Genomic DNA, 26,048 nt, shown 5'->3' on the forward strand with positions numbered 1-26,048 from the left:
CTTTCGACCGAAAGCGGGTCAGCGCGACGCCGGATGAGCCTGTTCGCTCATTGTTTCCGGTTGCGGTTCGTCGGCTGCGCACGCACCGCTGGGACGGAAAGGTTCGGCGAGCTGGGCGAGATAGCCGTTGGGGTAGTGCGGTTTCGCCGCCATGCCAAGGTCGTCGCTGCTGAACCGGCGCTCGGGGTCGTAGGAGTAGGTGCGGAGCAGGTGGTCCCAGATCAGGGTGAACAGTCCGAAGTTGACGTCGCCGATGCCGGCCCATTTCAGGTGGTGGAACCGGTGCGCCTGGTTGAGCGCGAGCACGACGCGCAGACGACCGACACGGTAGTCCACATTGGAGTGCTGGAGGAGGAGTTGGACGGCGACGCACAGCGCGAGCGCGTAGGCGACACTGGTCGGTAGGCCAAGTAGGACCAGGGGCGCTACTCCAGCGGCGGTTTCCAGGGTCTGATGCAGCGGGTGTTTCATTAGACCGTTGAAACCGTAAGCGCGTTTGACGCTGTGGTGCACCGCGTGCAGCCGCCACAGCGCCGGGACTTTGTGGCTGGCCAGGTGGACCAGCGTGATGCCGAGATCAGCCACGAGAACGGCGACGAGCACCTGCAGGATGAACGGCCAGTCGTGGGGCCAGACGCCGTCGATCGAGGCCACTGCAGTGAGCACAGGCAGGGCGGCGACGCTGCCGAGGGTGAGGGTTTCGTTCACCGCGGCGTGGACGGCGTCGCGCCGGTCGTCGTCGTGCGGAGTGTTCCAGTCCTCGCGGTAGGGCAGGACGCGTTCGGCGGTGAACGATGCGGCGATGGCGAGCAGCAGCAGGGCGAGCAGCCAGAGTTTAGAGCCGCCGGAGGCGGCGATGGCAATGCCGGCGCCATTGATGGCCAGGAGCATGAACGGCACGTAGCCGTACCGGACGAGCGTTTTCATGCTGTTGAGCCTGCGGGCAGATCACCCGTTCCACCTTGAACAGACTCGCTAACCCATCTCCGGCACTGGTTCGTGCCAGTGCACGGCGCGAGCCAGGAGTGAGGGGGCGAGGCCGAACATCTCGTGGCAGACGCGGGTGAGGTGGGCGCTGTCGGCGAATCCGGCGGCGTGCGCGGCGTCGGTGAGTGTTGAACCCTGCCGAGCGTGGTCGATCGCCCGCTGCAGGCGTGCCCAGCGGACGTAGGCCCGGAACGGGAGGCCGAGTTCGTCGCTGAACAGGTGACCGAGCCGGCTGGCCGAGATACCGACCGCCGCGGCGAGCTGTCCCAGGTGGACAGTGTGGTCAAGCATGGTCGGCAGCGCAGCTACCGCGTGCCGTAGCGCTGGGTGCAACGGCACCTGGTCAGGTGTGTCCGCATCGGCGAGCTCGGACAGGATCTGGTCAAGCAGCCCGATCGGGGTGCCGTCGACTGGGAGGCCGTTGTCGAGCAGTGGCTGCGCCGCCGCAGCCCACGCGGCGACGGAGTCGACGGGCAGCCCGGTGCGCCGCACCCGTGCGGTCAGTGTCTGGCCGAGCAGCCCGTCGGCGTCGATCCATGCCAGCAGTCCCGACGAGCCGCCGACCATCTCGTGTTCCGCGCCGGACGGAATCACCGCCGCGCGGGCCTGCCGGCCGGTGCCGGCCTCGTCGCGCAGCCGCACCGGCTCGTCGGTGGCGAGCACGAGTTGCACCGCGGCGTGTCGGTGCCGATGGGCGACGCCGACCTGGCCGGTGTAGATCAACCGGCCGGGCCGGAGAGCCACCGTTCCCTGCCACATCGTCAACTCCCGTGAGGGCGGCTGGCCCGCAGGCGACCGATACTGGGCAGGAAGCGGCCGACACGAGAGGCATAGTCGGTGTATGGCGCGCCGTGGACACCGCGTAGGTAGGGCTCTTCGACCAGGCGCACCTGGATCTCGATTCCGATGAGTGTGACCGCCAGGCCGGCGATCGCCACGAGGTTGGGCACCATCAACGCCAAGCCTAGGAACACACTGGCTGCGGCGGTGAAGACAGGGTTGCGCACCAGCCGGAACGGACCGGTGGTCACCAGCGTGGTGTGTTCGATCTGGTCGACCCCGATCCGCCAGGAGGCGCCCAGCGCCAGCTGGGAACCGAAGGTCGCGAGGATGCCGAATATCACGAGCACGACGCCCAGACCGCGCACAACCGGGTAGTCGACGACGGCCAGCGGCGGCACGCCGGCCAGCGCGGCGACCGGCGCGCCGAGCCCCACCAGCAGGTAGCCGAGGTCAGCTACGGCGAGCCCCCACCATTCCAGCGAGCCGCGTGCCGCCCAGGTGCGCCGGTTGCCGGTGTCGCCGGTGCGGCGGCGCTGGATCAGCGTGCGCACTCCGCCAGCGAGGGCCATGAATACGACGAACAGGGCCAGGGCTGCGACGGCCATCACCCGTCACTCCCTGTAGGCACCGGCTTCGCGGCCACGCCGAGCAGGTAGTCACCGCTGATCCGGGTGACCGAGCCGAGCACCGCGAGGCCGTGGTGGGCCAGTTGGTCGAGGAACTGGTCGGCGGTGAACCGGTCCTCGGTGGGGTGGTCGAACAGCCGCTGGTAGATGGGGCGGGCCAGGGCGTGGGCGGTGACCTCCTCGAAGTAGAACCGCCCGCCCGGCGTGAGCACCCTGGCGACCTCCGCGATGGCCGCGCGCCAGTCCGGGATGTGGTGGACGATCCCGAAGTCGAACACCGCGTCATAGCCGCCGTCCTCGGCATCCAGCGCGGCGCGCAGGTCGGTCGCGCTGCCCTGCACGAGCCGAACCCGGTCTCCGTAGCGAGCGAGGCGCCGGCCAGCGTGCTCGATCATCGCCGGGTCCAGGTCCACGGCGTCCACGCTGCCGGCGCCGAACCGCTCCAGCACCAGCTGCGTCCCGTACCCGGACCCACAACCGATCTCCAGCACCCGCGCCCCAGGGATCAGCCGCCCGCCGAACCGCATCAGCACCTGGGCCTCGTAGAAGCGCTGCAGCCAGCGCCGGGGCGGGGAATTCACCAGCGCTGTCTCGGCCTTGTTCATCAACATCGTCCAACCTCGATTCCATCACGTGTCACTGCTATCATCGCCTAGTGACGATGAATAGCACGGATGGATGTCTCGCGTCGAGCGTGGGCGCGGGCTTGGACCCGGCGGTGGCGTTGTTCCACAGCCTTTCGGACGCCACGCGGCTGGCGATCGTGCAACGCCTGGCCTGCGGTGAGGCGCGAGTGGTGGACCTGGTGGCCGCGTTGGGAATGGCGCAGTCCACGGTCTCGGCGCACGTTGCCTGCCTGCGTGACTGCGCGCTGGTGGTGGGCCGCCCGCAGGGCCGGCAGGTGTTCTACAGCCTCGCCCGCCCGGAGCTGATGGACCTGTTGGCATCGGCGGAAACACTGCTGGCCGCGACCGGCAACGCGGTGGCGCTGTGCCCGAACTACGGCACCGACACCCCAGCCGACGCGGATCAGGACAGCGCGATTGAGGACAGCAAGGAGAGTGCTCGATGAGCGACGCGTGCGGCTGCGGCCACGACGAACCCGTGGGCGAGGAGGCCGAGGAGCACGAGCCGGAACGGCTCTGGCAAGTCAAGGAACTCCAGTTCGCGGCGATCTCCGGGGTGTTCCTGCTCGCCGCGCTGATCGCGGGCTGGGCCGGCGCTTCGCGGCCGGTCGAGCTGGTGCTGGAGGTGGCGGCGTTGCTGGCCGGTGCCTACACCTTCGTCCCCTCCACGCTCAAGCGGCTGGTCAAGGGCAAGATCGGCGTCGGCACGCTGATGACCATCGCCGCGGTCGGCGCGGTCATCCTCGGCGAGGTCGGCGAGGCCGCGATGCTGGCCTTCCTGTTCTCCATCAGCGAGGGCCTGGAGGAATACTCCCTCGCGCGCACCCGCCGCGGCCTGCGCGCCCTGCTGTCCCTCGTCCCGGAAGAGGCCACCGTCCTGCGCGACGGCACCGAGACCGTGGTGTCCCCGGCCGAGCTGAGGGTCGGCGACCGGATGCTGGTCAAACCTGGCGAGCGGGTCGCCACCGACGGGATCATCCGCGAGGGCCGCACCGCGCTGGATGTCTCGGCGATCACCGGCGAGTCCGTCCCGGTCGAGGCCGGCCCCGGTAGCGAGGTGTTCGCCGGGTCGATCAACGGCACCGGCGTGCTCGAAGTCGAGGTCACCACCACCGCCGAGGACAACTCGCTCGCCCGGATCGTGCGGATCGTCGAGGCCGAGCAGGCCCGCAAGGGCGCCTCCCAGCGTCTCGCGGACCGGATCGCCAAACCGCTGGTGCCCGGCATCATGATCGCCGCCGCGCTGATCGCGGTGATCGGCAGCCTGCTCGGCGACCCGGTCACCTGGATCGAACGTGCCCTGGTCGTGCTCGTCGCCGCCTCCCCCTGTGCGCTGGCGATCTCCGTCCCGGTCGCCGTGGTGGCCGCGGTGGGTGCGGCCAGCAAGCTCGGTGTGCTGGTCAAGGGCGGCGCCGCGCTGGAAGCCCTCGGCGCGGTCCGCGGGGTGGCGTTGGACAAGACCGGCACCCTCACCGCGAACCGGCCCGCCGTCATCGACGTCGCCACCACCAACGGCGCCACCCGCGACCAGGTCCTGCACCTGGCCGCGGCCTTGGAGGCCCGCAGCGAACACCCGCTCGCCAAGGCGATCCTCGCCGCCGTCGACGACGTCACCCCCGCCAGCGACGTGGAGGCCGTCACCGGCGCCGGGCTCACCGGCCGCCTGGACGGACACACCCTCCGGCTGGGTCGCCCCGGCTGGCTCGACCCCGGCGCACTCGCCGCGGACGTGGAGCGGATGCAGCAGGCCGGCGCGACCGCTGTGCTGGTCGAGCAGGACGGCCAGGTCGTCGGCGCGATCGCGGTCCGCGACGAACTGCGGCCGGAAGCCGCCGAGGTCGTGGCCCAGCTGCGCCGGGACGGCTACCACGTCGCGATGCTCACCGGCGACAACCACGCCACCGCTACCGCGCTCGCCAAGGACGTCGGCATCGACGACGTGCACGCCGAACTCCGCCCGGAGGACAAGGCCCGCCTGATCGACAAGCTGCGCGGCCAGCGCTCGACCGCGATGGTCGGCGACGGCGTCAACGACGCACCCGCCCTGGCCACCGCCGACCTGGGCATCGCGATGGGCGCGATGGGCACCGACGTGGCGATCGAGACCGCCGACGTCGCGCTCATGGGCGAGGACCTGCGGCACCTGCCCCAGGCGTTCACCCACGCCCGCCGCGCCCGCCGCATCATGCTGCAGAACGTCGGCCTGTCCCTCGGGTTGATCATCGCGTTGATGCCGCTGGCACTGTTCGGCGTGCTGGGGCTGGCCGCGGTGGTGCTGGTGCACGAGCTGGCCGAGGTCGTCGTGATCGCCAACGGCGTCCGCGCCGGCCGCACCAAGCCCCTGCAGGACACGGCCGACCATCAGCCAGCGTTGACGCCGACCGCGGTGGGGGCTTCCTCGTGAGCGTCAGCGGACCCATCCGGACGGCCAGGGTGACCCGAGCCCGTGTCGCCCTGGTCGCCACCGCCGCGCTGCTGGCCGCGCTCGACCTCGGTCTGAAGACCTGGGCCAGTCGAGCGTTGGCCGACGGCGCCTCGGTGGACCTGCAGGTGATCCAGCTGCGGCTGGCGTTCAACTCCGGGGTGGCCTTCAGCCTCGGCGACACCCTGCCCAGCGGGGTCGTGCTCGGCGTCACCGGGCTGATCATCGCCGGGTTGGCGGTGTTCGCCTGGCGCGCCACCCGCACCGCGACCCTGCCCATGCGGCTCGGGCTGGCCGCGGTGCTGGCCGGGGCAATCGCCAACCTCGTCGACCGCGCCGCCGATGGGATGGTGACCGACTACCTGCACACCGGCTGGTTCCCCACCTTCAACCTCGCCGACGTCTTCATCACCGTCGGCGGCGCCGCGCTGGTCCTGGCCAGCCTCCGCGCCACCGACAGCACCAGTAAGGACTCCACGCCATGACCGCGCAGGACCAGGCAACTCTCGTGCGCCGCGGGCTGGCACTCGCGTGGTTCATCGTGGTCTGGGACGTCATCGAAGGCGTCGTCGCCGTCACCGCCGGACTCGCGGCCGACTCCATCGCCCTGGTCGGGTTCGGCATCGACTCGGCCATCGAGGTCTTCGCCGCCAGCGTGGTGATCTGGCAACTACGCGCCGGTGCCCACGCCCGGCAGCAACCCGCGCTACGCGCCATCGCGGTCACCTTCTACGCCCTGGCCGCCTACGTCGCGTTCGAGTCAATCCGAGACCTCATTACGCAGGACAAGGCCGGCGAATCGTTGATCGGGATCGTGCTCAACGTGGTCGCCCTGATCGTGATGACCCCGATCGCGCTGGCCCAACGGCGTACCGGGCGAGCGCTGAACAACCCGGTGCTGGTCGCACAGTCCACCGAAACGTGGATGTCCAACGCCCTGTCCATCACCGTCCTGGTCGGGCTGGGGCTCAACGCCACGCTCGGCTGGTGGTGGGCCGACCCCGTCGTCGCCCTGGTGGTCGCCGCGCTGGCGGTGCAATCCGGCCGCGAAGCCTGGCACGAGGCCAGCGAAAGCTCGACTCCCGAGAAGCACCCCGGCACCTCCGAGGAACGGCCATGACGACCGAAAGCCGCTTCTGGCTTCTGCGCGACTCCCGCGCCGCCCACAAACAGGGCACGGAGGCGATCGCGCAGCGGCAGCGTGACCGACTCGCCGACATGGTCGCCTTCGCCCGCGCCCACTCGCCGTACTACCGCGAGCACTACCGCACCCTGCCCGACCGCGTCACCGACCCGACACAGTTGCCGGTCACCAGCAAGGCCGAGCTCATGCCGTGGTTCGACGACTGGGTCACCGACCCTGCCGTCACACTCGCCGCCGTGCGGGCGTTCGTCGAAGACCCCGCGCTGATCGGGGAGAAGTTCCTGGGCCGCTACACCGTCTCCACCACCTCGGGCACCACCGGCACGCCCGGAATCTTCCTGACCGACCAGCGTGTTCTCGCCGTCACCGCCGCGGTGGGCGCACGCACGCTCAGTTCCTTGCTCAACCTCAAGGACGGCGCGCGCATCGTGGCTCGCGGCGGGCGCATCGCCATGGTGATCGCCACCGGCGGCCACTTCGCGTCCGCCACCGCCGCCGCCGCGCTGCGTAAGAACCGGTTGCGCCGCAACAGGATCGGGGTCTTCGGCGTGCACACCCCGATGCCCGAACTGGTCGAGGCGCTCAACGCCTTCCGCCCGGCCATCCTCGCCCCCTACGCCAGCATGGGCGCCCTGTTGGCCACCGAACAGCAAGCCGGCCGCCTGCACATCGACCCTGCCCTGGTGATCCTTTCCGCCGAGGGCCTCCCGCCGGGCGAGTACAGCCGAATCGCCACAGCGTTCGGCGCCAAGGTCCGCCACAGCTACGCGGCGAACGAATGCCCCTTCCTCAGCCAGAGTTGCCAGCACGGTTGGCTGCACGTCAACAGCGACTGGGCCATCCTCGAACCGGTCGACACCGACCACCAACCGGTCCCGCCCGGCCAACGCTCGCACACCGTGCTTCTGACCAACCTCGCCAACCGCACCCAACCCATCCTGCGCTACGACCTCGGCGACTCCGTCCTGCTCCGGCCCGACCCCTGCCCATGCGGCGATCCGCTCCCCGCGATCCAGGTCGAAGGCCGCACCGCCGACCTGCTCACCTTCCCCACCAGCCGCGGCGAACCAGTCACGATCGCACCCCTGACTATCAGCCTGACCCTCGAACGCCTCCCCGGAGTCGAGCTCTTCCAGATCGTGCACACCGCACCCACCAACCTCAGCATCCGCCTCCAACCGACACCCGGCGCCGACCCGGAACAGATCTGGCAGTCGGTGCACACCGAGGTTTGACGCACGCGGTGGAGCGGCATGACCGTCACGCCGATGAGGCTGCGCTCGGCCATCGCCGAAACGCTCTGGGAGTGCGTCAAGGCCCACCACCTGGAAGCGGCCTGTGACGCGCTCGGCATGAAACCCGCCCGCGAGGGCAGCCCTGAGCCGTTCAACAGCAAGCGCAGCTACGTCGAGGGCCGGCTACAGGGCATGTCACTGACGGACTTGACCGACCTCGCCCACCGCGTCGCGGCCGAGTACGACGCCGAGCACCTACAGCCGTTGCTCGATGCATCCGGTACGCACGGCGTAGCCGGCGAACTGAAGAACCTGATCTTCGCGGCCGACGGACCCAAGCCGGAGATCGTGTTCAGCGACGCCCTGAACAACGACGTCCTCGTCGTCAGGAACGAGCAGTTCTGTCTCGTTTACGACCGGCCGCTGGGCGCCCATGGCCTCACTTGGGCCGAACTGACCAGCTGGTGGGCTGACCGCGAGGGACTGACCGACGCACCGGCCCGTGAGGTCTCGCTCAGCCTGTACCGGCGGCTGGACCGCTCTCTTGGTGACAACCACGCGGAGCGACGAATACTGCGCACGTACGCCGATCGGTACGTCCGGCTCGGCGACGGCATCCCGGCGCTGATCCCGCAGGTGTACCTGCATTACGACCCGTACACCCGAGCGCACCACGCCCCTGGCACACCACCTCTGGCCCGCCAGCGCATGGACTTCCTCCTGCTGCTGCCACAGCGGATCCGCATTGTCATCGAGTGCGACGGTAAGCAGCACTACGCCGACGAGAACGGGCACGCGGATCCCCGTCGGTACGCCGAGATGGTGGCCGAGGACCGTGAACTGCGACTGCACGGCTATGAGGTCTACCGCTTCGGCGGCGCCGAGCTCACCGACACTCCAGCCACTGGGCAACGGCTTGCAGCGTTCTTCGACCGGCTCGCCGAGCGTTACTCCACCTGACTCCCCGTTGCCCAAACCAGTGAAAGCCGGTGGCCCGAGCAGGGTTGGGAGTCAGCGTCGTCGTGGAGGACGAGAAGGCCAAGGGCAGCGGCGGCCATCAGAGCACAGGCGACGCGAGCGCTTCGCCCGGAACCGGTAGGAGCGCCTCAAAGGAGAAACCTCGGACAGAACCAGCGAGTTGACGTGGAGCGTGAGCGCGGCTTCCAACACAAGCATGGCCGACGCCGGAACACTGTCGATGTCTTCACGCCACGCTGCCAACAGAACCGCGAGCTCGTCGTCCTCGCCACCCACGCCATCACCTCCGCTACCAACAGGCGTCGTACCTGCTCGACCTGCCGTTACGCGCGACACCGCTAGGCCACCAGCATCGCCGCGGCATGCATCTCATCCGCCGCATCAACTTCGGCTCGCTGTGCACCGACCTGCTCATCGAACTCGGACCGGACGATCTTGACGAGTTGGCGGGCCCGAGCCGCCCCTATCCCGAGCCGGACTCGCAAGGTGTCAGCGGATATCGGCTTCTGGTGTGCCGCACGATGAGCGGCGTCCTCTCGCCGCGCCTGAGCCAAGAGTGCCTCCGGCGTGCGCCTAACGACTGCTTGCTCACGACCTTGCTGCGGGACGTCCTCGCCAGGGTGGACCTGGGTCTCCGGCGCACCGGCATCCGAGTCCGCATCGACAGCTGGCTCCGGCCGCTCGACATCGCGTGCGACCGGCGTACGACTCGTGGCGCCGATCGCTTGCAATAGGCCAGGACCGACCTCCGACCAGCCGATCAGGAGGAGTGGCCCTACCGCGTCGAACGCCGCCTTACCGAACTCGCCCGCCACGAGAGGCTCCGCCACGTTCAGCGCGAGGGTGACCACGCTCGCGAAGATCAGCAGCCGGCGAGCGGGCCGCAGCACCTCCGGGGACGCTCCGACAAGGGCCAGGTGCCGCGTGCCGAGCAGAAGCCCGAGGATCGAAAGGTCGACCGCTGGAGCGACCAGCGGCGCGACCCAGGCGGGCACGCCGAGTCGAAGCGCGAGATTGAGGACGTTGCCGAAGCCGAACAGGAAAGTGAGGCCGACGACGACGCCCATGATCACGGTGACAGCCTGAACCACAGCAGCCCCGTCCGAACCTGATCGAGTCGACACAGCTGCGCGCCTGGTCATCGTGTACCACCTGCTTCGACGCGCGGGCGTCCGTGGCTATCTCGCGTGGGGACGCCGCGTTCACGCAGCTTGTTCAGCACGGTGGTGTGGTTGACCCCCAGGTGGTCGCCGACTCGCGCCAGCGACCAACCGAGCTTGTAGAGGTGGATGGCGTCGTCGACCTGGTCGGGGGAGAGGCCACGGCGGCGCATTGGCACGCCGTGTCGATGGAGGATGTTGCTGACCGTTCGCCGTTCGATGCCGAACCGATCACCGAGTTCGTACACAGTCGCGCCGGACTGATAACCCGCGATCAACTCGTCGACTTGCTCGGCACGGAGTTGCCGGGCCCGCCGGGGCCGATCGCGCTTGATCGACGGCGGCTCGGGCGTATCGAGCCTGGGAAGCTTCTCGCAGAGCCCTTCCAAGGCCCTGACCTGGTCTTTTATGTTCGAGTAAGCTCCCCTAACCTCCACAGCGGGTTTTTGGACAGGCAGCTGCGATTTGTGTCTGTTTCGTTATGTACGGTCAGTCATCGCAGCTCACCGCTCACCGTGCTCCGGCTGGGCGTCATCAGGTGCCGGCTCGTCGGGGTGTTCGAGGGTAGCGGTGGTCCGGGAGGGGATTGCCGGGTCGCAGGCCGAGCGTGTCATGGCCGGGCAGCGGCGGTAGGTGGCGTCCGGGTCGGTGAAGGCGACCAGGAAGGACAGCCGAGCTTCGTCGCTGGTGTTGGCGCCGACATAGTGCGCCGTGCGGCCCTGGTGGAGCGTGGCGTCGCCAGCCCGCAGCGGGACGGTGACGCGCGGGCTCCAGCGCAGCTCGGGCCAGCGGTGAACAGGTAGTTGTCCGGGTCGGCGGTGTGCTCGGACAACTCCACCCGGTCCGGGCCGCCGCAGCGGTGCGAGCCGGGCAGGAAGGTCAGGCAGCCGCGTGCGGCGGGCACGTCGACCAGCGCGATCCAGGCGTTGAAGATCAGGCGCGAGTCCAAAAGGGCGAAGGTCAGGTCGTCGTGCCAGCCGGTGGGCGCGCTGTGTCCGGGCTCCTTGCGCAGCACGTCGCCACCGCACACGCGCAAGGGGATGCCGGCCAGGTGTTCGGCGAGCGTGCCGATGCGGGGGTGCAGCGCGAGTTCGCGCAGGGTGGGGTGGTGTTCCCAGGCGTCGGTGGTGGCCGTGATTCGGGTGCCGAACTCCTCGTCGGTGTGGCTCTGCGCGGCGAGGGCCTCCTCGGCCGCGGTCCGGAAGCGGGCTACCTCGGCGGCGGTGAGCAGGTTCGGCAGGTGGGTGAACCCGCGCTCGCGGAAGTAGTTAGCGCGTCACCGTGTTGTGCTGGGCGGGTGCGCTGATGGGTGCCCCGGTTGCGGTCGCCTGGTCGATGTCGTCGTCGATCACTACGACATGGCGGCCGGCGGCGGCCAGGATCGACGCGGCGATGGAGGCGCGGTAGCCGGAGCGGCAGTGCACCCACACCTCGCCACGGGGCACGTCGTTGAGCCGGTCCAGCAGGTCGTGCAGCGGGATGTGCACGGCGCCGTCCAGGTGACCGGAGGCCCATTCCTGGTTGCGGCGCACATCGAGGACCACGACCGGGCGGTGGTGGAGCACTGTGGCCAGGTCGGCGAAATCCGCGACCGCCAACGACTCCAGGGGCGTGTCGCCGGACCACTCGTGCGGGTCTCCGGTGGCCGCGGCTTCGATGCGGTCGAGGCCGATACGCACCAGTTCGCGCTGCGCCTCGGCGACCTGCTCGGCGGTGTCTCCCAAGAGTGTCAACGGGGTTCCCCAGGGGATCAGCCAGCCGAGGTAGGTGACGAAGTTGCCGTCGGCTCCGAAGTTGAGCGTGCCGGGGACGTGCCCGGCCGCGAACGCGGTCCGGGTGCGCAGGTCCACCACCCATTCGCCGGACTCGATGCGCCGGCGCAGCTCGGGAGCTTCGGCCTGCTCCGGCGGGGACAGGTCTGGCGCCTGCGGTCCGGCGGTGTTGAGCGGCATCATGTGCGCGTAGTAGGCGGGATAGTCGTCCAGGCCCTGCAGCAGGGCGTGGACATAGTCCTGCTCATCCTGGGTCAGGACGGGGTTGGCCTGCTTCTCCTGGCCGATCGTGGATCGCTCGCCCTGTGCCTGTGTGGCGGAGCAGAAGCTGCCGAACCCGTGCGTGGGGTAAATTTCCGCGTCGTCGGGCAGTTCGGCGGCCAGCCTGCGTGCCGAGGCGTACTGGGCGTGCGCCAGTTCTTCGGTGTGCACGGCTCCCAGCAGATCCGGTCGACCGGTCGAGCCGTAGAGCAGCGAACCACCGGTGAACACCGCCGGCGGTCGGCCGGGGGTTTCCAGCACGTAGGACAGGTGTGTGAAGGTATGGCCCGGGGTGGCCAGGGCCCGCACCCGCATCACCGGGCCGATCTGTACCTCGTCCCCGTCGGTGATGGGCTGGCGATCGAAGGACACGGTGTCGGCCGCGTTCACGTGGTAGGCGGCCCCGGTGGCCTGCGCCAGCGCCAGTCCTCCGGTCACGTAGTCATTGTGGATGTGCGTTTCGAAGACGTCGGTGACCCGCACGCCTCGTTGCCGGACGATCGTGAGGAATCGGTCGATGTCGCGCTGCGGGTCGACCACGAACGCCACCTCACCATCGGTGACCAGATAGCTCCGGTCGCCCAGCGTCGGCGTGTCGAGTGCGATGATCTCTACCATCCTGCTACTCCCTTCTCGCAGGTTTCAGCTCAGGCGGTGTCTTCTCGTGGGCCCCGCACGACGGGATGTCCCGCTTGGATCCACGCGCCGGTACCGCCGGCCACGGAGTACGCGTCCACCCCGGCACGGGTCAGCCAGGAGGTGGCGGTATCGCTGCGATTGCCCGAGGCGCAGACCACGTAGATCGGTCGGTCCTTCGGGATTTCGACGACCCGCTCCTGCAGCCTGTGCAGCGGTATCAGTCGCGCTCCCGGAACGTGCCCGGCCTCGTATTCACCGGGCTCTCGGACATCTACGACGACCGCGCCGGCAGCACGCGCCCGAGCCAACTCTTGAATATCAACTTCTCGCATCATCGATCTCCAAAATACCCAGCGGGGTATATTTTCGCTGCATCTGTTATCCACGACCTCGCCGACTGGTCGTGCTGTGGTTGCGGGCGAACGCGTGTCAGGTGCGCGTTGCGCGGACCAGGGTGTCGATGGCCTCACCCTGCTGTAGTGGTCGGCGAAGCCGCTCAGCCCGCTCGATGCGCAAGGCGGGCAGTGCTGCGACGATCCCCTCGGGTGTGTAGAGCACGTCGGGGTCGGGCGGCCCGCCCACGCCCGCGGTGAGGTTGGTCAAGTCGTGGCCGATCACCAGCAGGGTGCCCTTGGTGGCCACGGCCGAGGCGGCCCGGTCGAGCACGCGGGGGAGCTCGGCCGAGGGCAGGTGCAGGTAGGCCACGAGCACCAGAGCGAACGCCGACGGTTCGGGCTGGTAGTCGCGCACGTCGGCCAGCGTCCAGTCGACCCGGACGTCCCGCGCGTGCGCGAGCCGGCGCGCCTTGTCCAGCCCGACGGTCGAGAAGTCGACCCCGCTGACCGTCCAGCCTTGTTCGGCCAGCCAGACGGCGTTGCGGCCCTCTCCTGTTCCCAGGTCCAGCGCCCGCCCGGGTGTCAACCCGGTGGTCTGCTCGACGACGAACCGGTTCGGCTCGGTGGTCCATTCGAACTCGGCCCCGGTGTAGCGCCGGTCCCATGCTGTGCTGTCCAACGAAGACTCCCCTCCGGGTGTCGGTGCCCGCACTGAAGATCGGGATCAGATCCTCATTGCCGCTGTTCGGCGAGCTCTTGCCGAACCTGGTCCATGTCGACCTCGCGGGCCTTGGCGATCAGCTCCTCGAGCGCACTCTCCGGGAGCGCACCGGGCTGCGCGTACAGCACCACGCCATCACGAGCGATCATCAACGTCGGGATCGACGAGATGCCGAACCTCGCCGCCAGTTCCGGTTGCGCCTCGGTATCCACCTTGCCGAACCTGACATCCTCGTGACGCTCGGACGCACGCTCGAACACCGGCGCGAACATGCGGCAGGGTCCGCACCACGCCGCCCAGAAGTCGACCAGCACAATACCGTCCCCGCCTATCCTGTCGTTGAAGTTGTCGGTCGTCAGCTCGATGGTCGCCATCATGCACCTCCTAGTCTTTGATACCCCCTCGGGTATCGTAACGGGCTTGTGGCGGTTGGCATTCCCGGCTCATCGCACGCGCCGCTCCGCTGGCGGCCATATACCCCTCGGGGTACAAAGGTGGTATGGGAGAGGATACGCAGGCGACAACCAGGGCGGGGCAGGTCCGTGCCCTGCTGGACGAGCCGGGCGCCGTGCTGGCGGTGGTGGCGCACCCGGATGACGAGTCGTTCGGACTTGGGGCGGTGCTCGACCGCCTGGCCGCTGCGGGCACACCGGTGACGGTGCTGTGTTTCACGCGCGGTGAGGCCTCCACCCTGGGCGGAGAGCAGGCCGATCTGGGCGCGGTGCGGGCCAAGGAGTTGGACACGGCAGCCACCGTGCTGGGTGTCACGCGCACCGTCCTGCTCGACTACCCCGACGGAGACCTGGCCCACGTCTCCTTGGACGAGCTCGCCGGTCATGTCGAGTCGCTGGCCGCCGAGGTGAGACCGACCTACCTGCTGGCGTTCGACCCCGACGGCGTGACATCCCATCCCGACCACATGCGGGCCACCGAGGCTGCCCTGGCCGTCGCCGATCGTTCGGTTCTGCCCGTCGTCGGCTGGACCTTACCGGCCCAGGTCGCCGACCAGCTCAACGCAGAGTTCGGCACCGCTCTGGTCGGCTCGCGGCCCGACGTGGTGGATCTGACCCTGCCCGTCTCCCGCAAACGCCAGCGGGAGGCCATCGCCTGCCACCGCAGCCAATCCACCGACAACCCGCTGCTGCACCGGCGCCTGGACCTGCTCGGTGACACCGAACACCTCCGCCTGCTCCGCCCACAGCTCCTGCCCCCGCCTGCCCACGAACGATCCTGACCAGGGTCTCCGAGCCGCGTGTGGAAGGCACGCTGTACGCCGAAGATGCCTCCCTATCCGTCCCGATTCGCTGTGGCGCTCCGCTGCCGAGAAGCTGGTCGAGCTCGGGCACGGTGACCATGGCCTGGGGGCGAGACCTCCTGACCAGGTTTCTGGTTGTCGCCGGCGGCAGGGACGACGACGTTGGGCGGCAGCGGCATTCGCCCGCGCCGACGCGCAGCTGTTCGGGACCGGGGTCAACCGTCGCACAGCGCGGCAACGCTACCGCCTGGATGCGTGAGGCACAGCGAACGCGGGTAGGCAGTACCCCACGGGAAATGACAGTGGCGGGATGCTTGGTCACCTACCACACATCTGGAGGAGGAGCGACAGACATCGTGTCCGACTGGGTGAACAATGGGCCGCCCGGGATGGGCTGGGGTTGGCTCGGCATGCTGATCGGCTTCGTGGTTTTCCTGCTCGTGCTCGGCGGTCTCGTTGTCGGCATCGTCTACCTCGTCCGCGCGCTGTGGAAACCGAACGGTGGCACGCGCAGCGGACCCGGTGAGCGGGACCGTGCCGTGGGAATCCTCGACGAGCGCTATGCCCGCGGTGAGATCGGCCGTGACGAGTACGAGGAACGGCGACGAACGCTGCGTGGCCAAGGCCCACCGTAAGTTGCCCGACGAGGAGGAGGCTTGACGATGGCAAGTACATTGATCCTGGGAGGGGATTCGGCGGCCCCGCCGCCGCCCACGAGCTGCGGGCGCGGCTGCCCGAACACCAGGTGACCGTGGTCGCCGCCGACGACCATCTCTACAACGGGTTCGCCAAGACGTGGGACCTTGTGGGCACCCGGCCACTCCACCAGGGCACCGTCGGCCGGTCGGCCCTGCAACGGCACGGGATCCGCTTCGTTCATACACGCATCACCTCGATCGACCCTGCCCAACGTCGGGTCGAGACCGAGGCGGGTCGGTTGAGCGCCGATTCCCTTGTGGTCGCGCTGGGCGCGAAAACACCGCCCGATCAAGCCGCGCAACTGCGCGGATCGGCTGCACGACCTCTACAGCGCCGAGGGGTTGCCGGCGAAGCGGAGCGTGTGCGGTCGCCAGGTGTGCGGGAGCAGCCGCGGCACCGTGCGGATTGCGGCGCGCCGGGGTGCGAGCCCGAGCGTCTCGATGGCCTCGTCGGGGTGGGTGAGCACACAGGCGCCATGCGCCTGCAGGTGGGCGGCACCCCCGACGTGATCGGCGTGCGTGGGTGAGTAGCACGGCGACCACGTCCTGCGGTCGCCTGCCGAGGTCGTGAAACGCGGCAACGAGGAGCGGCACGTGGGCCGGCAGGCCGGTGTCGATGACGACGAGGGCCTCACCGTCGTCAACGATCCAGGCGTTAACGTATCCATCGGTCACCCGGTGCACACATCGGTCTTTCAGCGCGGCGGTCGTCGGGAGACCGACCGGGCCCGCCCCGCCAGCGCCACGGGCTCCTCTTCCGAAGCCGGTGGGTCGCCGAAGTCTCCGCGCAACAGCTTCAGCGCGTAGCGCTCGGCGTCGATCTCTGCCCGAGTCCGAGCGCCCAGTCGGCGAAAGACCGCGATCGGCGGGCACCAGCCCTGTAGCCTGTGCTGCAGGAGGAACGCCGTGACGATGCCCGCCAGCCAGAGCCAGCGCCGGTGGTGTGCCGCGGCGAGGAGAGTGCCAGCCAGGCCGAGGGTTGCGGCGCTGACCTCGAGGGCCCGCTCGACATCGGTCTCCTGCTCGAGCTTGCCGATGCGAGCTGTGATCGCCTCCTGGCCGTCGGCTGAGGTGAGGCGCTCGGCGTAGTGCCGGATGCGGGCGCTCAATTCCTGGTCGAGCTCGACCTGGACGGCCGTCGCCGTGTGCTCGCGCACCCGGTCCGTCCGCGTGCGGCGTGCAGGTCGATCAGCCCGGTCGCGTTCATCGGTGCTCCGTTCGTCGGCTGGCGGTTACCCCGGTACCTGGCCCGGCATGCGGAGGTCGCCGAGTCGATTCCTCGGCTTCAGCGCGCCGCGGGCGGCGGTGCCCACCGTCAATCAACCGCCTACGACGTGGCGGCCATCGTGCTGACAGCCGCCGCCACGCTGCTCGACTGGGAGCTCATCGCGCCCATCGAGCACTATGTACCGAGCTGCCGCGCCGAACGGCGCCGACTGACAGCTGACACGGCACTCGCGAAGCAAGCCCGATCACAGCAGAAGTACTGGCCAGAGCCAGAACCAGCTCCAGATTGAAGCGGCTTTCATGATTATTTCTCCGGTTGCCCAATCGAGCCGCTTCGCCGTCCTGTGCGGAGGGTCCATGTTCCGACGCACCGTCAGCGGTTGGGCGGGGTCAACGCCTGGAGTGCGGCCTGGATGCGTTGCCCGGCTTCGTCGGTGATGGGTTGGAGCTGGTCGAGCTCGGGGACGGTGACCATGACCTGGGGATCGAGGGCCTGGACCAGTGTCTGGTTGTCCCCAGTGGCGCGGACCACGACGTTGCACGGCAGGAGCAGCCCGATCTGGCGGTCGATGTCGAGGGCGCGGTGCGCGAGTTGGGGGTTGCAGGCGCCGAGGATGATGTAGGGCTCCATGTCGGCGTCGAGTTTGTTGTGCAGGGTGGCCTGGACGTCGATTTCGGTCAGCGTGCCGAAGCCCTGTGCTTGGAACGCGTCCTTGACCCGGGACACGGCCTGCTCGTAAGGCAGATCCAGGGTGATCGTACGGGCGTACTCCATTGCGATTCCTCCAACAGTGGGTGTGGTGTCAGGTGGTGGGGTAGCCGGCGCGGTGCCAGGCGGTCATCCCGCCGGCGACGTTGATGACGGGAAGGCCGCGTTCGCGGGCGAGCAGGCTGGTGGCCACGGAGGAGCGGTAGCCGCTGCCGCAGGTGACGGCGATCGGTTTGTCCGCGGGTACCTCGTCGAGCCGGTCGGGTAGTTCGGCGCCGGTGATGAACGTGGCGCCTTCGGTGTGGCCGGCGGCCCACTCGGCGGGCTGGCGCACGTCGAGCAGGGTGACCTCGCCCTGGTCGAGTCTGCGTTTCAGCTCGTGGACGGTGATCTGTGGGGTGAGTTCGACCGGTCGTGCGGAGGTGCGCCAGGCGCTCATGCCGCCGGCCAGCCAGCCCGTCGGCATCGGGTAGCCGATGCGCAGCAGCTGCCAGATCGCCTCCCACAGGTCGCTGGACCGGTCGAGCACGAGCAGTATCTCGGCCTCGGCGGGGAGTACGGTGCCAGCCCAGGTGGCGAAGGCCGAGCCGAGGCCGACGTTGAGTGCGCCGGGGATGTGGCCGCCGCCGAAGGCTTCCGCGGACCGGGTGTCCAGCACGATGGCGCCGCGGTTGATGGCGGCGGCGACGTCGTCGGCTGGCAGCGCGGGGGGCTCGGTGAGTACGCCGAGGGGGTCGACGCCGGCCATGTTCTGGGTGCGCATGCGCCGCCAGTACGGGGGCACCGCGGGCAGGTTGTCCAGCCGCAGGCACTGCCGCACGAACTCGTCCTTCTCGGAGACCTCGGCCAGGATGGCGTTTGCGCGCTTCTCGTAGCCCACTGTGGTGGACAGCCGGGACCCGATGTTGCCGCCGCACAGTGACCCGGCCACGTGGGTGGGGAACACCTCGACGTGGTCGGGCAGCGTGAGCAGCTTGGTCTGGATCGTGTCGCAGAAGACCTCGGCGTGGCGGCGGGCCTGCTCCTCGCCGCCGAGCAGATCGGGGCGGGCCAGGTCACCAACCAGGAGCGCCCCGCCGGAGAGCAGCAACGCCGGGCTGTCGGCGCTGGCGGAGCGGTCATAGACCAGCAGGCTGATGTGCTCGGGGGTGTGCCCGGGGGTGTGCATCACCTCGATGCCGACATCGCCGAACTCGATCTGCTCGCCGTCGGCGAGCGGCCGGTGCGGATAGCTCAGCTCGCCCGCGGCCGAGCCCCACACCTGCGGCGAATGCGGCGAGTCTGCCAGCTCGCCCAACCCGGACAGGTAGTCGTTGTGCCCGTGCGAGTCACAGGCGTAGGTGATCCGGAAGCCCTGGTCGCGGGCCGCCTGCCGGTAGATGTCGACATCGCGGCGGGGGTCGAACACCAGCGCCTGACCAGTCTTCTCGTCCCCGACGAGGTAGGAGGCGTGTCCGAGACTGTTGAGGTAGAACTGCTGGAACCACATGGTCACGCCACCTTTCCCGGCTTGCCTTCGGGCGTGGTGAAGGGCAGGCCGGCCTGCTGCCACGCCTGCATCCCGCCCTCGGCGTTCTCCGCCGCGTAGCCCTGTTGCCGCAGGAACTCGGCCGCCTGCCCGCTGCGATGACCGCTCCGGCAGACAGTCACCACCGGCTGTGTGCGGTCGAGCTCGGCGAGCCGGCTGGGCACCTCGGCCATCGGGATGTGCCGGGCGCCCTCGATGCGGCCGGCATGCCACTCCTCGGGCTCGCGCACATCCACCAGCTGTATGTCGTTTCGTCGCCGGTAGAGCTCGTCGACCTGCATCCTGTACTCCTTTCTTCCCGTGTTTTCTCATCCCAGGGCGGACGGGTTGATCAGGGCCTGAACCGCGACGAACACCGCGACCGCGATCACCACGTAGGCGAACCAGCGGCGCAACCGGTCGGCATTCAGGCGACCGGCGAGCCTGCCCGCGGCCATGGAGGTCACGAGAGCGGCGATCGTGAACGACCCGACCACGCGATAGTCGAGTTCGGCCACGGCGTCCAGGTGCGCCGCCAGCCCGGCGATCGAGTTGATCGTCACGACGACCAGGGAGGTGCCCACTGCGACCGGCATGTCCAGCCCGAGCATCAGCACCAAGGCCGGCACCACCAGGAACCCGCCCCCGACCCCGAACAGGCCGGTCAGAAACCCGACGACCGCACCCACGCCCAACGCACGAGGCAGACACGCCCGCCAGTTCACCCGTCCACCGGCCACCGTGCACGCCCCCCGCTGCTCGGCCTGGCCGACCAGCATCCGCGCCGCTGCGGCCACCATCACCACCGCAAACGCCAGCAGCAACACCTGTTCCGTCACCAACTGCCCCACGGCCGCCCCACCGAAGGCCGCCCCCGCACCCGCCGCGCCGAACACTGCGGCGATCGGCCACCGCACCACGCCCTGGCGCAGCCGCGGGATGACCCCGCCCAGCGCCGACAGCCCCACCACCACCAACGACGCCGGGATCGCCTGGCGCACCGGCTCACCCACGCCGTAGACGAGGGCGGGCACCGCCAGAATCGACCCCCCGGCGCCGAGCAATCCCAGGGCCACGCCGATCAGGAGCCCGAAACCCGCCGCGAGGATCATTCAGGTTTCCCGGCGAGGGGAGCACCGGCTCCATCGGTTCCGGTGGCCGACTGCATCCAGACCCTCCCTTCGTTGGGCGACTACCCGGCAGGGTATCCCGCCAAACCCAGTTCGCCCGCTGCCGCGACCCGCACTCCCGCCATCGCCGCCTTGCAGCGTGGGCAGGTGTGTGGACAGCAGCGGCAGACGTTCCCGGCCGTCGTCAGGACTACCCTACCCCGTAGGGTATAGTGGCCGCGATGATCGTCCGAGGGGATGTCCACGTGCAGCAGAACCGGCAGGTTCCTCGCCTGCGTTGCGGCCAGGCAGGGTGGACTCGCGCCGGGCTTCCCGTCGTGAGCGGGCAGGTGTGGAGCGAGCGAGCGGCGCAGCGACCACGCGCCACAAGCCCGTCACATCGGACTCGGTCAACTCGCCACGGACCCGAGCCGGCCTGCCCGGCCGGTCGGTCACCTTCTGCGCTGAGGTGCGCGCTCCGTCACCGTGGCCAGAGCTCTCAGCACAGCAGACGGTTTTCAGGCGCCCGCGGTGGCACCTCAGGCCGCCTCGCCTGATCCAGCGAGTCCGTCGCCCCGACCCGGAGCGGCGGTCGTCGCACGCCCGAGCAAACAGCCCTACCAAAATGTGGAGGAAACCGGATGACCGGCGTAACCCGTACCGACAGCCACCCGCCCGATACCGCGACACGCTCTGTCCAACGAAGCGGCCCGCTGGGCAGGCTGGGGACGCGCATGGCCGCCCGCGCGTGGTGGGTGGTCGCGGCCTGGGTGCTGGTCGTCGGCGCGCTGGGTTCGTTCGCTCCGACGGTGTTCACGTCGCTGGCCGGCGCCGGGTGGCAGGCCAACGGATCCGAGTCCGTGCAGGTCCGCGAACTCGCCCAGCAGCACTTCGGCGGCAACGCGTCCTCGGCCATCCAGGTCGTCGTGCAGTCCGACAACACTGCGATCAGCGACCCGGCCGTGCAACGAGTCCTCGACCAGGCCACCGACGTGCTCACCCAGGACAGTCGGATCGGGCAGGTCGTGCCGCCACAACCGGGGATGACGATCAGCCCGGACGGTCGCACCGGCATCCTGCTCGCCGGGGCCAACGCCGACACCAACGATATGGTCCGCGCGGTCGACGACCTCAAGGCCGACCTGACCGGGCTGTCCACCTCTACGGTGCACGTGTATCCCACCGGGGCATCCGCGTTGTGGAGCGACTTCAACAAGGCCAACCACGACGCCATGATCCAGGCCGAAATGGTGTCGTGGCCGGTCACCCTGGCGATCATGGTGCTCGCCTTCGGCTCGCTCGTGGCCGCGGGGCTCCCGTTGCTGCTGACCCTGGCCGGGCTCGGTGCCTCCGCCGGTGCGCTGGTGCTGCTCAACGAGGTCACCCCGATCTCGGTGTGGGCGATGAACTTCGCGATGATGTTCGCCCTCGCCCTGGGCATTGACTACGCGCTCTTCCTCGTCGTCCGTTTCCGCGACGCGCTGCGCAAGCTGGGCGATCCGCGCGCCGCGGTGGCCGAAACGATGGACACCGCCGGTAAGGCGGTCCTGTTGTCCGGCATCACCGTGCTGGTCAGCCTCTCCGCCGTGCTGCTCGTGCCCGCGCCGGCGGTGCGGACCATGGCGGTGGGCATCATGCTCGCCGTCGTCTTCGTGCTCGCCGCCACCCTCACCCTGCTCCCGGCCGTGCTGGGCAAGCTCGGCGCTCGGGTCAACGCGCTCGCCCTGCCCTGGGCCAAGCGCGCCGAGGCCTGCTCGCCACGGTTCACACGATGGGGCGAGTTGCTGAGCCGCAAGCCATGGCCGTTCGCCATCGGCGCGGTGCTGGTGCTGGTGGCCCTGTCCCTGCCGGTGTTCGGGCTCAAGGTCGCGATGCCCTCCATCCAGGTTGTTCCGGAGGATGCCCCGGTCCGGCAAGGCTATGAGGCCGTTCAGGACGGTTTCGGCGAGGGCGCTCCCGGCATGCTGCAGATCGTCACCCCCGCCGCTGACGCTCAGGCCACCGCCGCCCAGGCCAAGGGCACCGACGGGATCGCGATGGTCACCCCACCGCAGCCCACTTCCGACGGCTCCGACTACGCCCTGCTGCAGGCCATGCCCACCGTCGACCCGTCCTCGCCGCAGCTGGCCGATACCCTCGACCGGCTGCGCGACACCCTGCCCAGCGGTGCGCTCGTCGGCGGCGCGCCGGCGGAGAACCTGGACCTGCAAGACGCCCTGAACGACTATCTGCCGCTGGTCGTCGGTGTGATCCTGGCGCTCGGGTTCGTCCTGCTCCTGGTCGCTCTGCAAGCCCCCGTCATCGCGCTGCTGGGCACCATCGTCAGCCTGCTCTCAACCGGAGCCGCGTTCGGCGTGGCGAAACTGATCTTCCAGGACGGCCACCTCTCCGGGCTGCTCGGCTTCACCCCCCAAGGGTTCCTCGACGGCTGGGGGCCGGTGTTCTTCTTCGCGATGATCTTCGCTATCGCCATGGACTACACCGTGTTCCTCCTCGCCACTGCCAAGGAACACTACGAGCTCACCGGCGAACCCCGGCGAGCCAAGGTCGACGGCCTGGCCCACTGCGGACGCGTCATCTTTGCGGCCGCAGCCGTCATGGTCGCCGTGTTCTTCACCTTCGCCCTCGCCAACCCGCTGCCCCCCAAGGAGATGGGCATCATCCTCGGCATCGCGGTCCTGCTCGACGCCGCACTCATCCGGCTCGTGCTGCTGCCCGTACTGCTCCGGCTCACTGGGCACGGAGCCTGGTGGTCACCCCGCTGGCTGCGCAAGATGCTGCCCACCATCCGCTTCTCCCACTGACCCGCCCGAGGGGTGGCCGCGGGGCACCGGCGTCTCGACCACCCCTCGGCCCCGGACCGCACAGGCGGGTGATCAGGGCGACGAGATGAACCGAACCACTCCCGGCGCCAGCGTTGTTCCTGCCGACCCTGTCGTGGACCATGCAATGGAGGCGACCAAGCCATGACCAAGCCCACAGTAGCCCGGGCGGGACCGGCCCCGGTGCCGCGGGCGTGGCGCTCGATCGGTGGCGTGGCCGGCTTCATCGTGGCTCTCAACGCACTCGGCTGGGGGATGCTGACTTTCGTTGTCGTACCGCAGCACCATGCCCTGAACGGCTCAACCGTGTTCGGTTTCGGGCTCGGTGTCACCGCGTTTGCACTCGGCGCCCGCCACGCCTTCGACGCGGACCACATCGCCGCCATCGACAACACCACCCGCGCCCTCCTGTCCCAGGGACAACGTCCGCTGTCAGTGGGTTTCTGGTTCTCCCTCGGCCACTCCACCATCGTGTTCGCGCTTTCGACAGCGCTGGCTATAGGGGTGCGAGGGCTGAGCGGCGCAGTCGGCGACCAGACATCCACCCTGCGTCACACGACCAGCGTCCTCGGCTCGGCGGTGTCCGGTGTCTTCCTCTACGCCATCGCCATCACGAACCTTGTCACGCTGGTCGGGATTCTCAGGGTGTACCGACGGATGCGCCGCCAGGCGGCCGGCGCAGCGGATCTTGATCAACAACTCGACAACCGCGGGTTCCTCAATCGCCTCATCAAAGGCATCATCAAGACAGTTCGCAAACCGTGGCACATCTATCCAGTAGGCCTGCTCTTCGGCCTCGGGTTCGACACCGCCACCGAGATCGGTCTGCTCGTGCTCGCCGGCGGGGCCGCCGTATCCCTACCGTGGTACGCCATCCTGGTACTACCGGCGCTCTTCACGGCAGGTATGACCATGTTCGACACAGCCGAGGGTGTTCTCATGAACGTCGCCTACGAGTGGGCGCTCATCAAGCCATTTCGCCGGGTGTTCTACAACATCATGGTCACGGCGCTGTCCGTCGGCGGCGCGTTTCTCATTGGCACGGTGCAACTGGCGTCACTGCTCGCCCAAACCTTGCACTTTGGCTCTGGGCCAGTCGCCGCACTGGCAGCGTTCGACCTCGACTATGTCGGATTCGGCATCGTTGGACTGTTCGTCCTTGTCTTCGTCCTCGCACTGCTGCTCTGGCGCCTCTACGACTCCGACTAGGAACCGGCAATGCGCGACCTACACAGACATTCTCCGCAACTGCGTCGGCAGCCGCCGCCCGCGATACTCCCGTACTCCCGTACTCCCGTACTCCCGTGCGCGAGTCTCGGGCAGCCGTCCTCACTGGCCATGCCCGACGCCAAAAACCGCTGAAGGCGGAGATCGCACACGACGTGCGATCTCCATGCGACGAAGGAGACTAGATTGTCCGACTCCTCCCACGAGGTTCACGGGGCAACTTCCCCGGATGCCCGGGCGACGTCGTCAAAGTGGCAGCTCGAACGGGTTCTCTTCGCACTGGCGGGAACCTTGAACCTGACCGGCCTGCTTCTTGCCGTCATCGTCAGTGAATGGTTTCTGGTCATTATCGCAATGGTTGGGGTCAACCAATTGTTGTTTTCCTCAACCGGGTTTTGCCCAGCCTCGTTGATCCTCCGCTGTCTCGGCGTAAAAGGGTCATGTAAGTGGTGAGCCCCCCTCGAGAATGTTGTGATAGTGCCGTGATCGGAGTCGATCTTTAAAAATGAGAGCCGACGATGGATTTCGGTAATCTCCGACGGTTCGGCAGCACTTGGCGGACGAAACGCGGTAGGACGCGTGTTTGGAGGGCTTTTCGACTGCGGAGAATTGAATGGATCGCTGTTGGCCTGACAAGTGTCGTCCCTGTGAGCCGGTCGGCCGGTTGTGGAAGCTGGGGCTTTGGGCCTCCAGCGCAGCCGAAATTAGTTCCAATGGCAGGTAGCGGATGGCACGTGTAGACTTTCTCCGGCAGGCTGGCTGGTACCTCTCCGCCGGTGCGGCAGCCACTCTTGTGCAGGGATTACTATTCATCGTTCTTCGCACGCCGTGCGATGCGTCGTGCAGCAATGTGCTCGCAACTGGATTGAGCACCGTAGCCAACACCGAGTTTCACCGCCGGGTCACCTTCGCTGGAGCGCCCGACAGAAAACTGCGTCGACACGTGCAAACGCTGGTTTCCGCAGTGTTCTACATACTGCATGGCTCCGCGGCACTCGCCATACTGGACGCCGTCACAGGTACCTACAGTCTGCTTACCGAAGCACTGGTGGTCGTCGCGGCCAGTGCATTTGCCGGAGCCGCACGCTTCATCGTGTTGCGGCAATGGGTGTTCCCATCCCAGAACTAGGCTGAATCTCCGGTCCGAGCGGTACGGAGGCCGTATTGACAGCCGGATCGTGTGCTCGGCCGGTCTGGGAAAAGCAGCAACCGACTGTTCGGCAAGCAATGACGTGCTAAGAGTGAAATGTAACGCCTGCCACATTGATTGTGATGGCATATGCGTCTTTTCGACTGAGGTGGATCGTTCTGGTGGCTCGGGTGCCAGCGGAAGCCTCCAGTCACCGTGTGGCAATCTAGCGAGATCTGCGCCCGATCGGAGCGCTTGAGCTGTGGCCACGGGGCTGGACGACGCCGCCAAGAGGAATGGACCGAGTTTCTCGCCGACTGGGGCAAGTTCGATACCGAGATCGGCAAGACAGGTTTTCCGTTGCCAAACTGGAAAAAGAGGAGCAGAGTCTGGAGCGGCTGTGCCGCTGGCACCGCGGCCTGGAGATCCGCGACCTGTTCGGCGCACCTGCGGTGGCAGAGGCCGAACAGCGCTTGACAGCCTGCGACCTGCAGTTGCAGGACGACACGGAGCGGGCATTTCGCGCCGCGCACGGACTGGACGGCGAGGCGGGCGCTTGAGACCCGGCTGGCTACAGACGCTGCATCGCTGTCGGCGCGCTTGTCGCTTCCTGACAGGTGCTCGGCCTGGACGCAGGGAATGTGGCCTTCTCTCCGGACGGGTAAGACTGGCTGGT

Annotated in this window: 29 protein-coding genes and 2 pseudogenes; 13 read left to right on the forward strand and 18 right to left on the reverse strand. The window is 68.5% G+C overall.

Annotated features, from left to right (window positions below; translation table 11 throughout):
• Positions 1 to 18 precede the first annotated feature (18 nt).
• Genes ACFSZT_RS09745 through ACFSZT_RS09760 form a run of 4 tightly spaced genes read right to left on the reverse strand, consistent with a single transcriptional unit; the run spans position 19 to position 3,007 of the window.
• On the reverse strand, positions 19 to 927 hold the full coding sequence (locus ACFSZT_RS09745) for a sterol desaturase family protein (protein WP_110341228.1): 909 nt from the start codon (positions 925 to 927) through the stop codon (positions 19 to 21).
• Between the two features lie 48 nt (positions 928 to 975).
• Positions 976 to 1,746 (reverse strand): AraC family transcriptional regulator, encoded by a 771-nt coding sequence (locus ACFSZT_RS09750; protein ID WP_110341226.1) that lies wholly within the window; start codon positions 1,744 to 1,746, stop codon positions 976 to 978.
• A gap of 2 nt (positions 1,747 to 1,748) precedes the next feature.
• Entirely contained in the window at positions 1,749 to 2,375 is a 627-nt protein-coding gene (locus ACFSZT_RS09755) for a methyltransferase family protein (RefSeq protein WP_110341224.1), read from the reverse strand.
• Positions 2,375 to 3,007 (reverse strand): class I SAM-dependent methyltransferase, encoded by a 633-nt coding sequence (locus tag ACFSZT_RS09760; RefSeq protein WP_245960019.1) that lies wholly within the window; start codon positions 3,005 to 3,007, stop codon positions 2,375 to 2,377. The genes ACFSZT_RS09755 and ACFSZT_RS09760 overlap by 1 nt, the downstream gene beginning before the upstream one ends.
• A 50-nt stretch (positions 3,008 to 3,057) precedes the next feature.
• On the opposite strand from ACFSZT_RS09760, the gene ACFSZT_RS09765 reads away from it, so the two are divergent.
• Genes ACFSZT_RS09765 through ACFSZT_RS09790 form a run of 6 tightly spaced genes read left to right on the forward strand, consistent with a single transcriptional unit; the run spans position 3,058 to position 8,783 of the window.
• Positions 3,058 to 3,468 carry an ArsR/SmtB family transcription factor gene (locus tag ACFSZT_RS09765; RefSeq protein WP_377392689.1) on the forward strand — a complete coding sequence of 137 codons (411 nt, stop codon included), beginning with the start codon at positions 3,058 to 3,060 and terminating at the stop codon, positions 3,466 to 3,468.
• Entirely contained in the window at positions 3,465 to 5,426 is a 1,962-nt protein-coding gene (locus tag ACFSZT_RS09770; protein ID WP_110341218.1) for a heavy metal translocating P-type ATPase, read from the forward strand. The genes ACFSZT_RS09765 and ACFSZT_RS09770 overlap by 4 nt, the downstream gene beginning before the upstream one ends.
• Positions 5,427 to 5,455: 29 nt before the next feature.
• The gene (gene lspA / locus ACFSZT_RS09775) at positions 5,456 to 5,929 is read left to right on the forward strand and encodes a signal peptidase II (protein WP_110341558.1); all 474 of its coding nucleotides are present in this window, start codon (positions 5,456 to 5,458) and stop codon (positions 5,927 to 5,929) included.
• Positions 5,926 to 6,564: a cation transporter gene (locus ACFSZT_RS09780; RefSeq protein ID WP_110341216.1), complete on the forward strand. Its 639-nt coding sequence runs from the start codon at positions 5,926 to 5,928 to the stop codon at positions 6,562 to 6,564. The genes lspA and ACFSZT_RS09780 overlap by 4 nt, the downstream gene beginning before the upstream one ends.
• The gene (locus tag ACFSZT_RS09785) at positions 6,561 to 7,823 is read left to right on the forward strand and encodes a phenylacetate--CoA ligase family protein (protein WP_210407002.1); all 1,263 of its coding nucleotides are present in this window, start codon (positions 6,561 to 6,563) and stop codon (positions 7,821 to 7,823) included. The genes ACFSZT_RS09780 and ACFSZT_RS09785 overlap by 4 nt, the downstream gene beginning before the upstream one ends.
• Before the next feature lie 18 nt (positions 7,824 to 7,841).
• Positions 7,842 to 8,783, forward strand: a complete 942-nt coding sequence (locus tag ACFSZT_RS09790) for a hypothetical protein (RefSeq protein WP_110341214.1) — start codon at positions 7,842 to 7,844, stop codon at positions 8,781 to 8,783.
• A gap of 356 nt (positions 8,784 to 9,139) precedes the next feature.
• On the opposite strand, the gene ACFSZT_RS09795 is transcribed toward ACFSZT_RS09790, so the two are convergent.
• The 8 genes and pseudogenes from ACFSZT_RS09795 to trxA form a co-directional block, all read right to left on the reverse strand.
• The gene (locus ACFSZT_RS09795) at positions 9,140 to 9,943 is read right to left on the reverse strand and encodes a hypothetical protein (RefSeq protein WP_110341212.1); all 804 of its coding nucleotides are present in this window, start codon (positions 9,941 to 9,943) and stop codon (positions 9,140 to 9,142) included.
• Positions 9,940 to 10,350, reverse strand: a complete 411-nt coding sequence (locus ACFSZT_RS09800; protein WP_245960018.1) for a helix-turn-helix domain containing protein — start codon at positions 10,348 to 10,350, stop codon at positions 9,940 to 9,942. Before ACFSZT_RS09800 ends, ACFSZT_RS09795 begins: the two co-directional genes overlap by 4 nt.
• A 114-nt stretch (positions 10,351 to 10,464) precedes the next feature.
• Positions 10,465 to 10,938: a phytanoyl-CoA dioxygenase family protein gene (locus tag ACFSZT_RS09805; RefSeq protein ID WP_377478387.1), complete on the reverse strand. Its 474-nt coding sequence runs from the start codon at positions 10,936 to 10,938 to the stop codon at positions 10,465 to 10,467.
• Positions 10,824 to 11,213, reverse strand: a pseudogene (locus ACFSZT_RS09810) (phytanoyl-CoA dioxygenase family protein); the annotation flags it as partial. The gene ACFSZT_RS09805 and the pseudogene ACFSZT_RS09810, both read right to left, overlap by 115 nt.
• A gap of 16 nt (positions 11,214 to 11,229) precedes the next feature.
• Positions 11,230 to 12,612 carry an MBL fold metallo-hydrolase gene (locus tag ACFSZT_RS09815; protein ID WP_110341206.1) on the reverse strand — a complete coding sequence of 461 codons (1,383 nt, stop codon included), beginning with the start codon at positions 12,610 to 12,612 and terminating at the stop codon, positions 11,230 to 11,232.
• A gap of 29 nt (positions 12,613 to 12,641) precedes the next feature.
• Positions 12,642 to 12,968, reverse strand: coding sequence for a rhodanese-like domain-containing protein (locus tag ACFSZT_RS09820; protein ID WP_110341204.1), 327 nt, complete (start codon positions 12,966 to 12,968; stop codon positions 12,642 to 12,644).
• 94 nt (positions 12,969 to 13,062) lie between these two features.
• Positions 13,063 to 13,647: a class I SAM-dependent methyltransferase gene (locus ACFSZT_RS09825; protein ID WP_110341202.1), complete on the reverse strand. Its 585-nt coding sequence runs from the start codon at positions 13,645 to 13,647 to the stop codon at positions 13,063 to 13,065.
• Positions 13,648 to 13,700: 53 nt separating this feature from the next.
• Positions 13,701 to 14,063 carry a thioredoxin gene (gene trxA / locus ACFSZT_RS09830; protein ID WP_110341200.1) on the reverse strand — a complete coding sequence of 121 codons (363 nt, stop codon included), beginning with the start codon at positions 14,061 to 14,063 and terminating at the stop codon, positions 13,701 to 13,703.
• A gap of 125 nt (positions 14,064 to 14,188) precedes the next feature.
• Between trxA and ACFSZT_RS09835 the strand changes: the two genes are divergently transcribed.
• The 3 genes from ACFSZT_RS09835 (at position 14,189) to ACFSZT_RS09845 (ending at position 16,169) form a co-directional block, all read left to right on the forward strand.
• On the forward strand, positions 14,189 to 14,923 hold the full coding sequence (locus ACFSZT_RS09835) for a PIG-L deacetylase family protein (protein WP_110341198.1): 735 nt from the start codon (positions 14,189 to 14,191) through the stop codon (positions 14,921 to 14,923).
• A gap of 377 nt (positions 14,924 to 15,300) precedes the next feature.
• Positions 15,301 to 15,579 carry an SHOCT domain-containing protein gene (locus tag ACFSZT_RS09840; protein ID WP_245960016.1) on the forward strand — a complete coding sequence of 93 codons (279 nt, stop codon included), beginning with the start codon at positions 15,301 to 15,303 and terminating at the stop codon, positions 15,577 to 15,579.
• 38 nt (positions 15,580 to 15,617) lie between these two features.
• Complete coding sequence (locus ACFSZT_RS09845; RefSeq protein ID WP_110341194.1) at positions 15,618 to 16,169, forward strand: FAD-dependent oxidoreductase; 552 nt, start codon at positions 15,618 to 15,620, stop codon at positions 16,167 to 16,169.
• A gap of 49 nt (positions 16,170 to 16,218) precedes the next feature.
• Here ACFSZT_RS09845 and ACFSZT_RS09850 read toward each other — a convergent pair.
• The 6 genes and pseudogenes from ACFSZT_RS09850 to ACFSZT_RS09875 form a co-directional block, all read right to left on the reverse strand.
• Positions 16,219 to 16,326, reverse strand: a pseudogene (locus ACFSZT_RS09850) (hypothetical protein); the annotation flags it as partial.
• A gap of 11 nt (positions 16,327 to 16,337) precedes the next feature.
• Complete coding sequence (locus ACFSZT_RS09855; protein WP_110341192.1) at positions 16,338 to 16,799, reverse strand: YgaP family membrane protein; 462 nt, start codon at positions 16,797 to 16,799, stop codon at positions 16,338 to 16,340.
• Between the two features lie 443 nt (positions 16,800 to 17,242).
• Positions 17,243 to 17,644: a DUF302 domain-containing protein gene (locus tag ACFSZT_RS09860; protein WP_110341190.1), complete on the reverse strand. Its 402-nt coding sequence runs from the start codon at positions 17,642 to 17,644 to the stop codon at positions 17,243 to 17,245.
• A gap of 28 nt (positions 17,645 to 17,672) precedes the next feature.
• Positions 17,673 to 19,067, reverse strand: a complete 1,395-nt coding sequence (locus ACFSZT_RS09865) for an MBL fold metallo-hydrolase (RefSeq protein WP_110341188.1) — start codon at positions 19,065 to 19,067, stop codon at positions 17,673 to 17,675.
• Between the two features lie 2 nt (positions 19,068 to 19,069).
• Positions 19,070 to 19,387, reverse strand: coding sequence for a rhodanese-like domain-containing protein (locus tag ACFSZT_RS09870; protein ID WP_110341186.1), 318 nt, complete (start codon positions 19,385 to 19,387; stop codon positions 19,070 to 19,072).
• Between the two features lie 27 nt (positions 19,388 to 19,414).
• Entirely contained in the window at positions 19,415 to 20,197 is a 783-nt protein-coding gene (locus ACFSZT_RS09875) for a sulfite exporter TauE/SafE family protein (RefSeq protein ID WP_110341184.1), read from the reverse strand.
• Between the two features lie 638 nt (positions 20,198 to 20,835).
• Between ACFSZT_RS09875 and ACFSZT_RS09880 the strand changes: the two genes are divergently transcribed.
• The 4 genes from ACFSZT_RS09880 (at position 20,836) to ACFSZT_RS09895 (ending at position 25,932) form a co-directional block, all read left to right on the forward strand.
• Positions 20,836 to 22,998: an MMPL family transporter gene (locus ACFSZT_RS09880; protein WP_110341182.1), complete on the forward strand. Its 2,163-nt coding sequence runs from the start codon at positions 20,836 to 20,838 to the stop codon at positions 22,996 to 22,998.
• Positions 22,999 to 23,160: 162 nt separating this feature from the next.
• The gene (locus tag ACFSZT_RS09885; RefSeq protein ID WP_110341180.1) at positions 23,161 to 24,225 is read left to right on the forward strand and encodes a HoxN/HupN/NixA family nickel/cobalt transporter; all 1,065 of its coding nucleotides are present in this window, start codon (positions 23,161 to 23,163) and stop codon (positions 24,223 to 24,225) included.
• Positions 24,226 to 24,970: 745 nt separating this feature from the next.
• Positions 24,971 to 25,372: a GtrA family protein gene (locus ACFSZT_RS09890; RefSeq protein ID WP_110341176.1), complete on the forward strand. Its 402-nt coding sequence runs from the start codon at positions 24,971 to 24,973 to the stop codon at positions 25,370 to 25,372.
• Between the two features lie 296 nt (positions 25,373 to 25,668).
• Complete coding sequence (locus ACFSZT_RS09895; RefSeq protein ID WP_245960015.1) at positions 25,669 to 25,932, forward strand: Chromate resistance protein ChrB; 264 nt, start codon at positions 25,669 to 25,671, stop codon at positions 25,930 to 25,932.
• The last annotated feature ends 116 nt before the right edge of the window (positions 25,933 to 26,048 follow it).

This window comes from Prauserella oleivorans, from assembly GCF_042685745.1.
GTDB lineage: Bacteria > Actinomycetota > Actinomycetes > Mycobacteriales > Pseudonocardiaceae > Prauserella_A > Prauserella_A oleivorans.

Coding starts and splice junctions, on each gene's coding strand:
- ACFSZT_RS09790 (WP_110341214.1), top strand. CDS start 7,842: ATGACCGTCACGCCGATGAGGCTGCGCTCGGCCATCGCCGAAACGCTC.
- ACFSZT_RS09875 (WP_110341184.1), bottom strand. CDS start 20,197: ATGATCCTCGCGGCGGGTTTCGGGCTCCTGATCGGCGTGGCCCTGGGA.
- ACFSZT_RS09880 (WP_110341182.1), top strand. CDS start 20,836: ATGACCGGCGTAACCCGTACCGACAGCCACCCGCCCGATACCGCGACA.
- ACFSZT_RS09835 (WP_110341198.1), top strand. CDS start 14,189: ATGGGAGAGGATACGCAGGCGACAACCAGGGCGGGGCAGGTCCGTGCC.
- ACFSZT_RS09770 (WP_110341218.1), top strand. CDS start 3,465: ATGAGCGACGCGTGCGGCTGCGGCCACGACGAACCCGTGGGCGAGGAG.
- ACFSZT_RS09895 (WP_245960015.1), top strand. CDS start 25,669: ATGGACCGAGTTTCTCGCCGACTGGGGCAAGTTCGATACCGAGATCGG.
- ACFSZT_RS09870 (WP_110341186.1), bottom strand. CDS start 19,387: ATGCAGGTCGACGAGCTCTACCGGCGACGAAACGACATACAGCTGGTG.
- ACFSZT_RS09785 (WP_210407002.1), top strand. CDS start 6,561: ATGACGACCGAAAGCCGCTTCTGGCTTCTGCGCGACTCCCGCGCCGCC.
- ACFSZT_RS09745 (WP_110341228.1), bottom strand. CDS start 927: ATGAAAACGCTCGTCCGGTACGGCTACGTGCCGTTCATGCTCCTGGCC.
- ACFSZT_RS09765 (WP_377392689.1), top strand. CDS start 3,058: ATGAATAGCACGGATGGATGTCTCGCGTCGAGCGTGGGCGCGGGCTTG.
- ACFSZT_RS09820 (WP_110341204.1), bottom strand. CDS start 12,968: ATGATGCGAGAAGTTGATATTCAAGAGTTGGCTCGGGCGCGTGCTGCC.
- ACFSZT_RS09755 (WP_110341224.1), bottom strand. CDS start 2,375: ATGGCCGTCGCAGCCCTGGCCCTGTTCGTCGTATTCATGGCCCTCGCT.
- ACFSZT_RS09780 (WP_110341216.1), top strand. CDS start 5,926: ATGACCGCGCAGGACCAGGCAACTCTCGTGCGCCGCGGGCTGGCACTC.
- ACFSZT_RS09760 (WP_245960019.1), bottom strand. CDS start 3,007: ATGTTGATGAACAAGGCCGAGACAGCGCTGGTGAATTCCCCGCCCCGG.
- ACFSZT_RS09815 (WP_110341206.1), bottom strand. CDS start 12,612: ATGGTAGAGATCATCGCACTCGACACGCCGACGCTGGGCGACCGGAGC.
- ACFSZT_RS09750 (WP_110341226.1), bottom strand. CDS start 1,746: ATGTGGCAGGGAACGGTGGCTCTCCGGCCCGGCCGGTTGATCTACACC.
- ACFSZT_RS09795 (WP_110341212.1), bottom strand. CDS start 9,943: ATGACCAGGCGCGCAGCTGTGTCGACTCGATCAGGTTCGGACGGGGCT.
- ACFSZT_RS09865 (WP_110341188.1), bottom strand. CDS start 19,067: ATGTGGTTCCAGCAGTTCTACCTCAACAGTCTCGGACACGCCTCCTAC.
- trxA (WP_110341200.1), bottom strand. CDS start 14,063: ATGGCGACCATCGAGCTGACGACCGACAACTTCAACGACAGGATAGGC.
- ACFSZT_RS09890 (WP_110341176.1), top strand. CDS start 24,971: ATGGCACGTGTAGACTTTCTCCGGCAGGCTGGCTGGTACCTCTCCGCC.
- ACFSZT_RS09860 (WP_110341190.1), bottom strand. CDS start 17,644: ATGGAGTACGCCCGTACGATCACCCTGGATCTGCCTTACGAGCAGGCC.
- ACFSZT_RS09885 (WP_110341180.1), top strand. CDS start 23,161: ATGACCAAGCCCACAGTAGCCCGGGCGGGACCGGCCCCGGTGCCGCGG.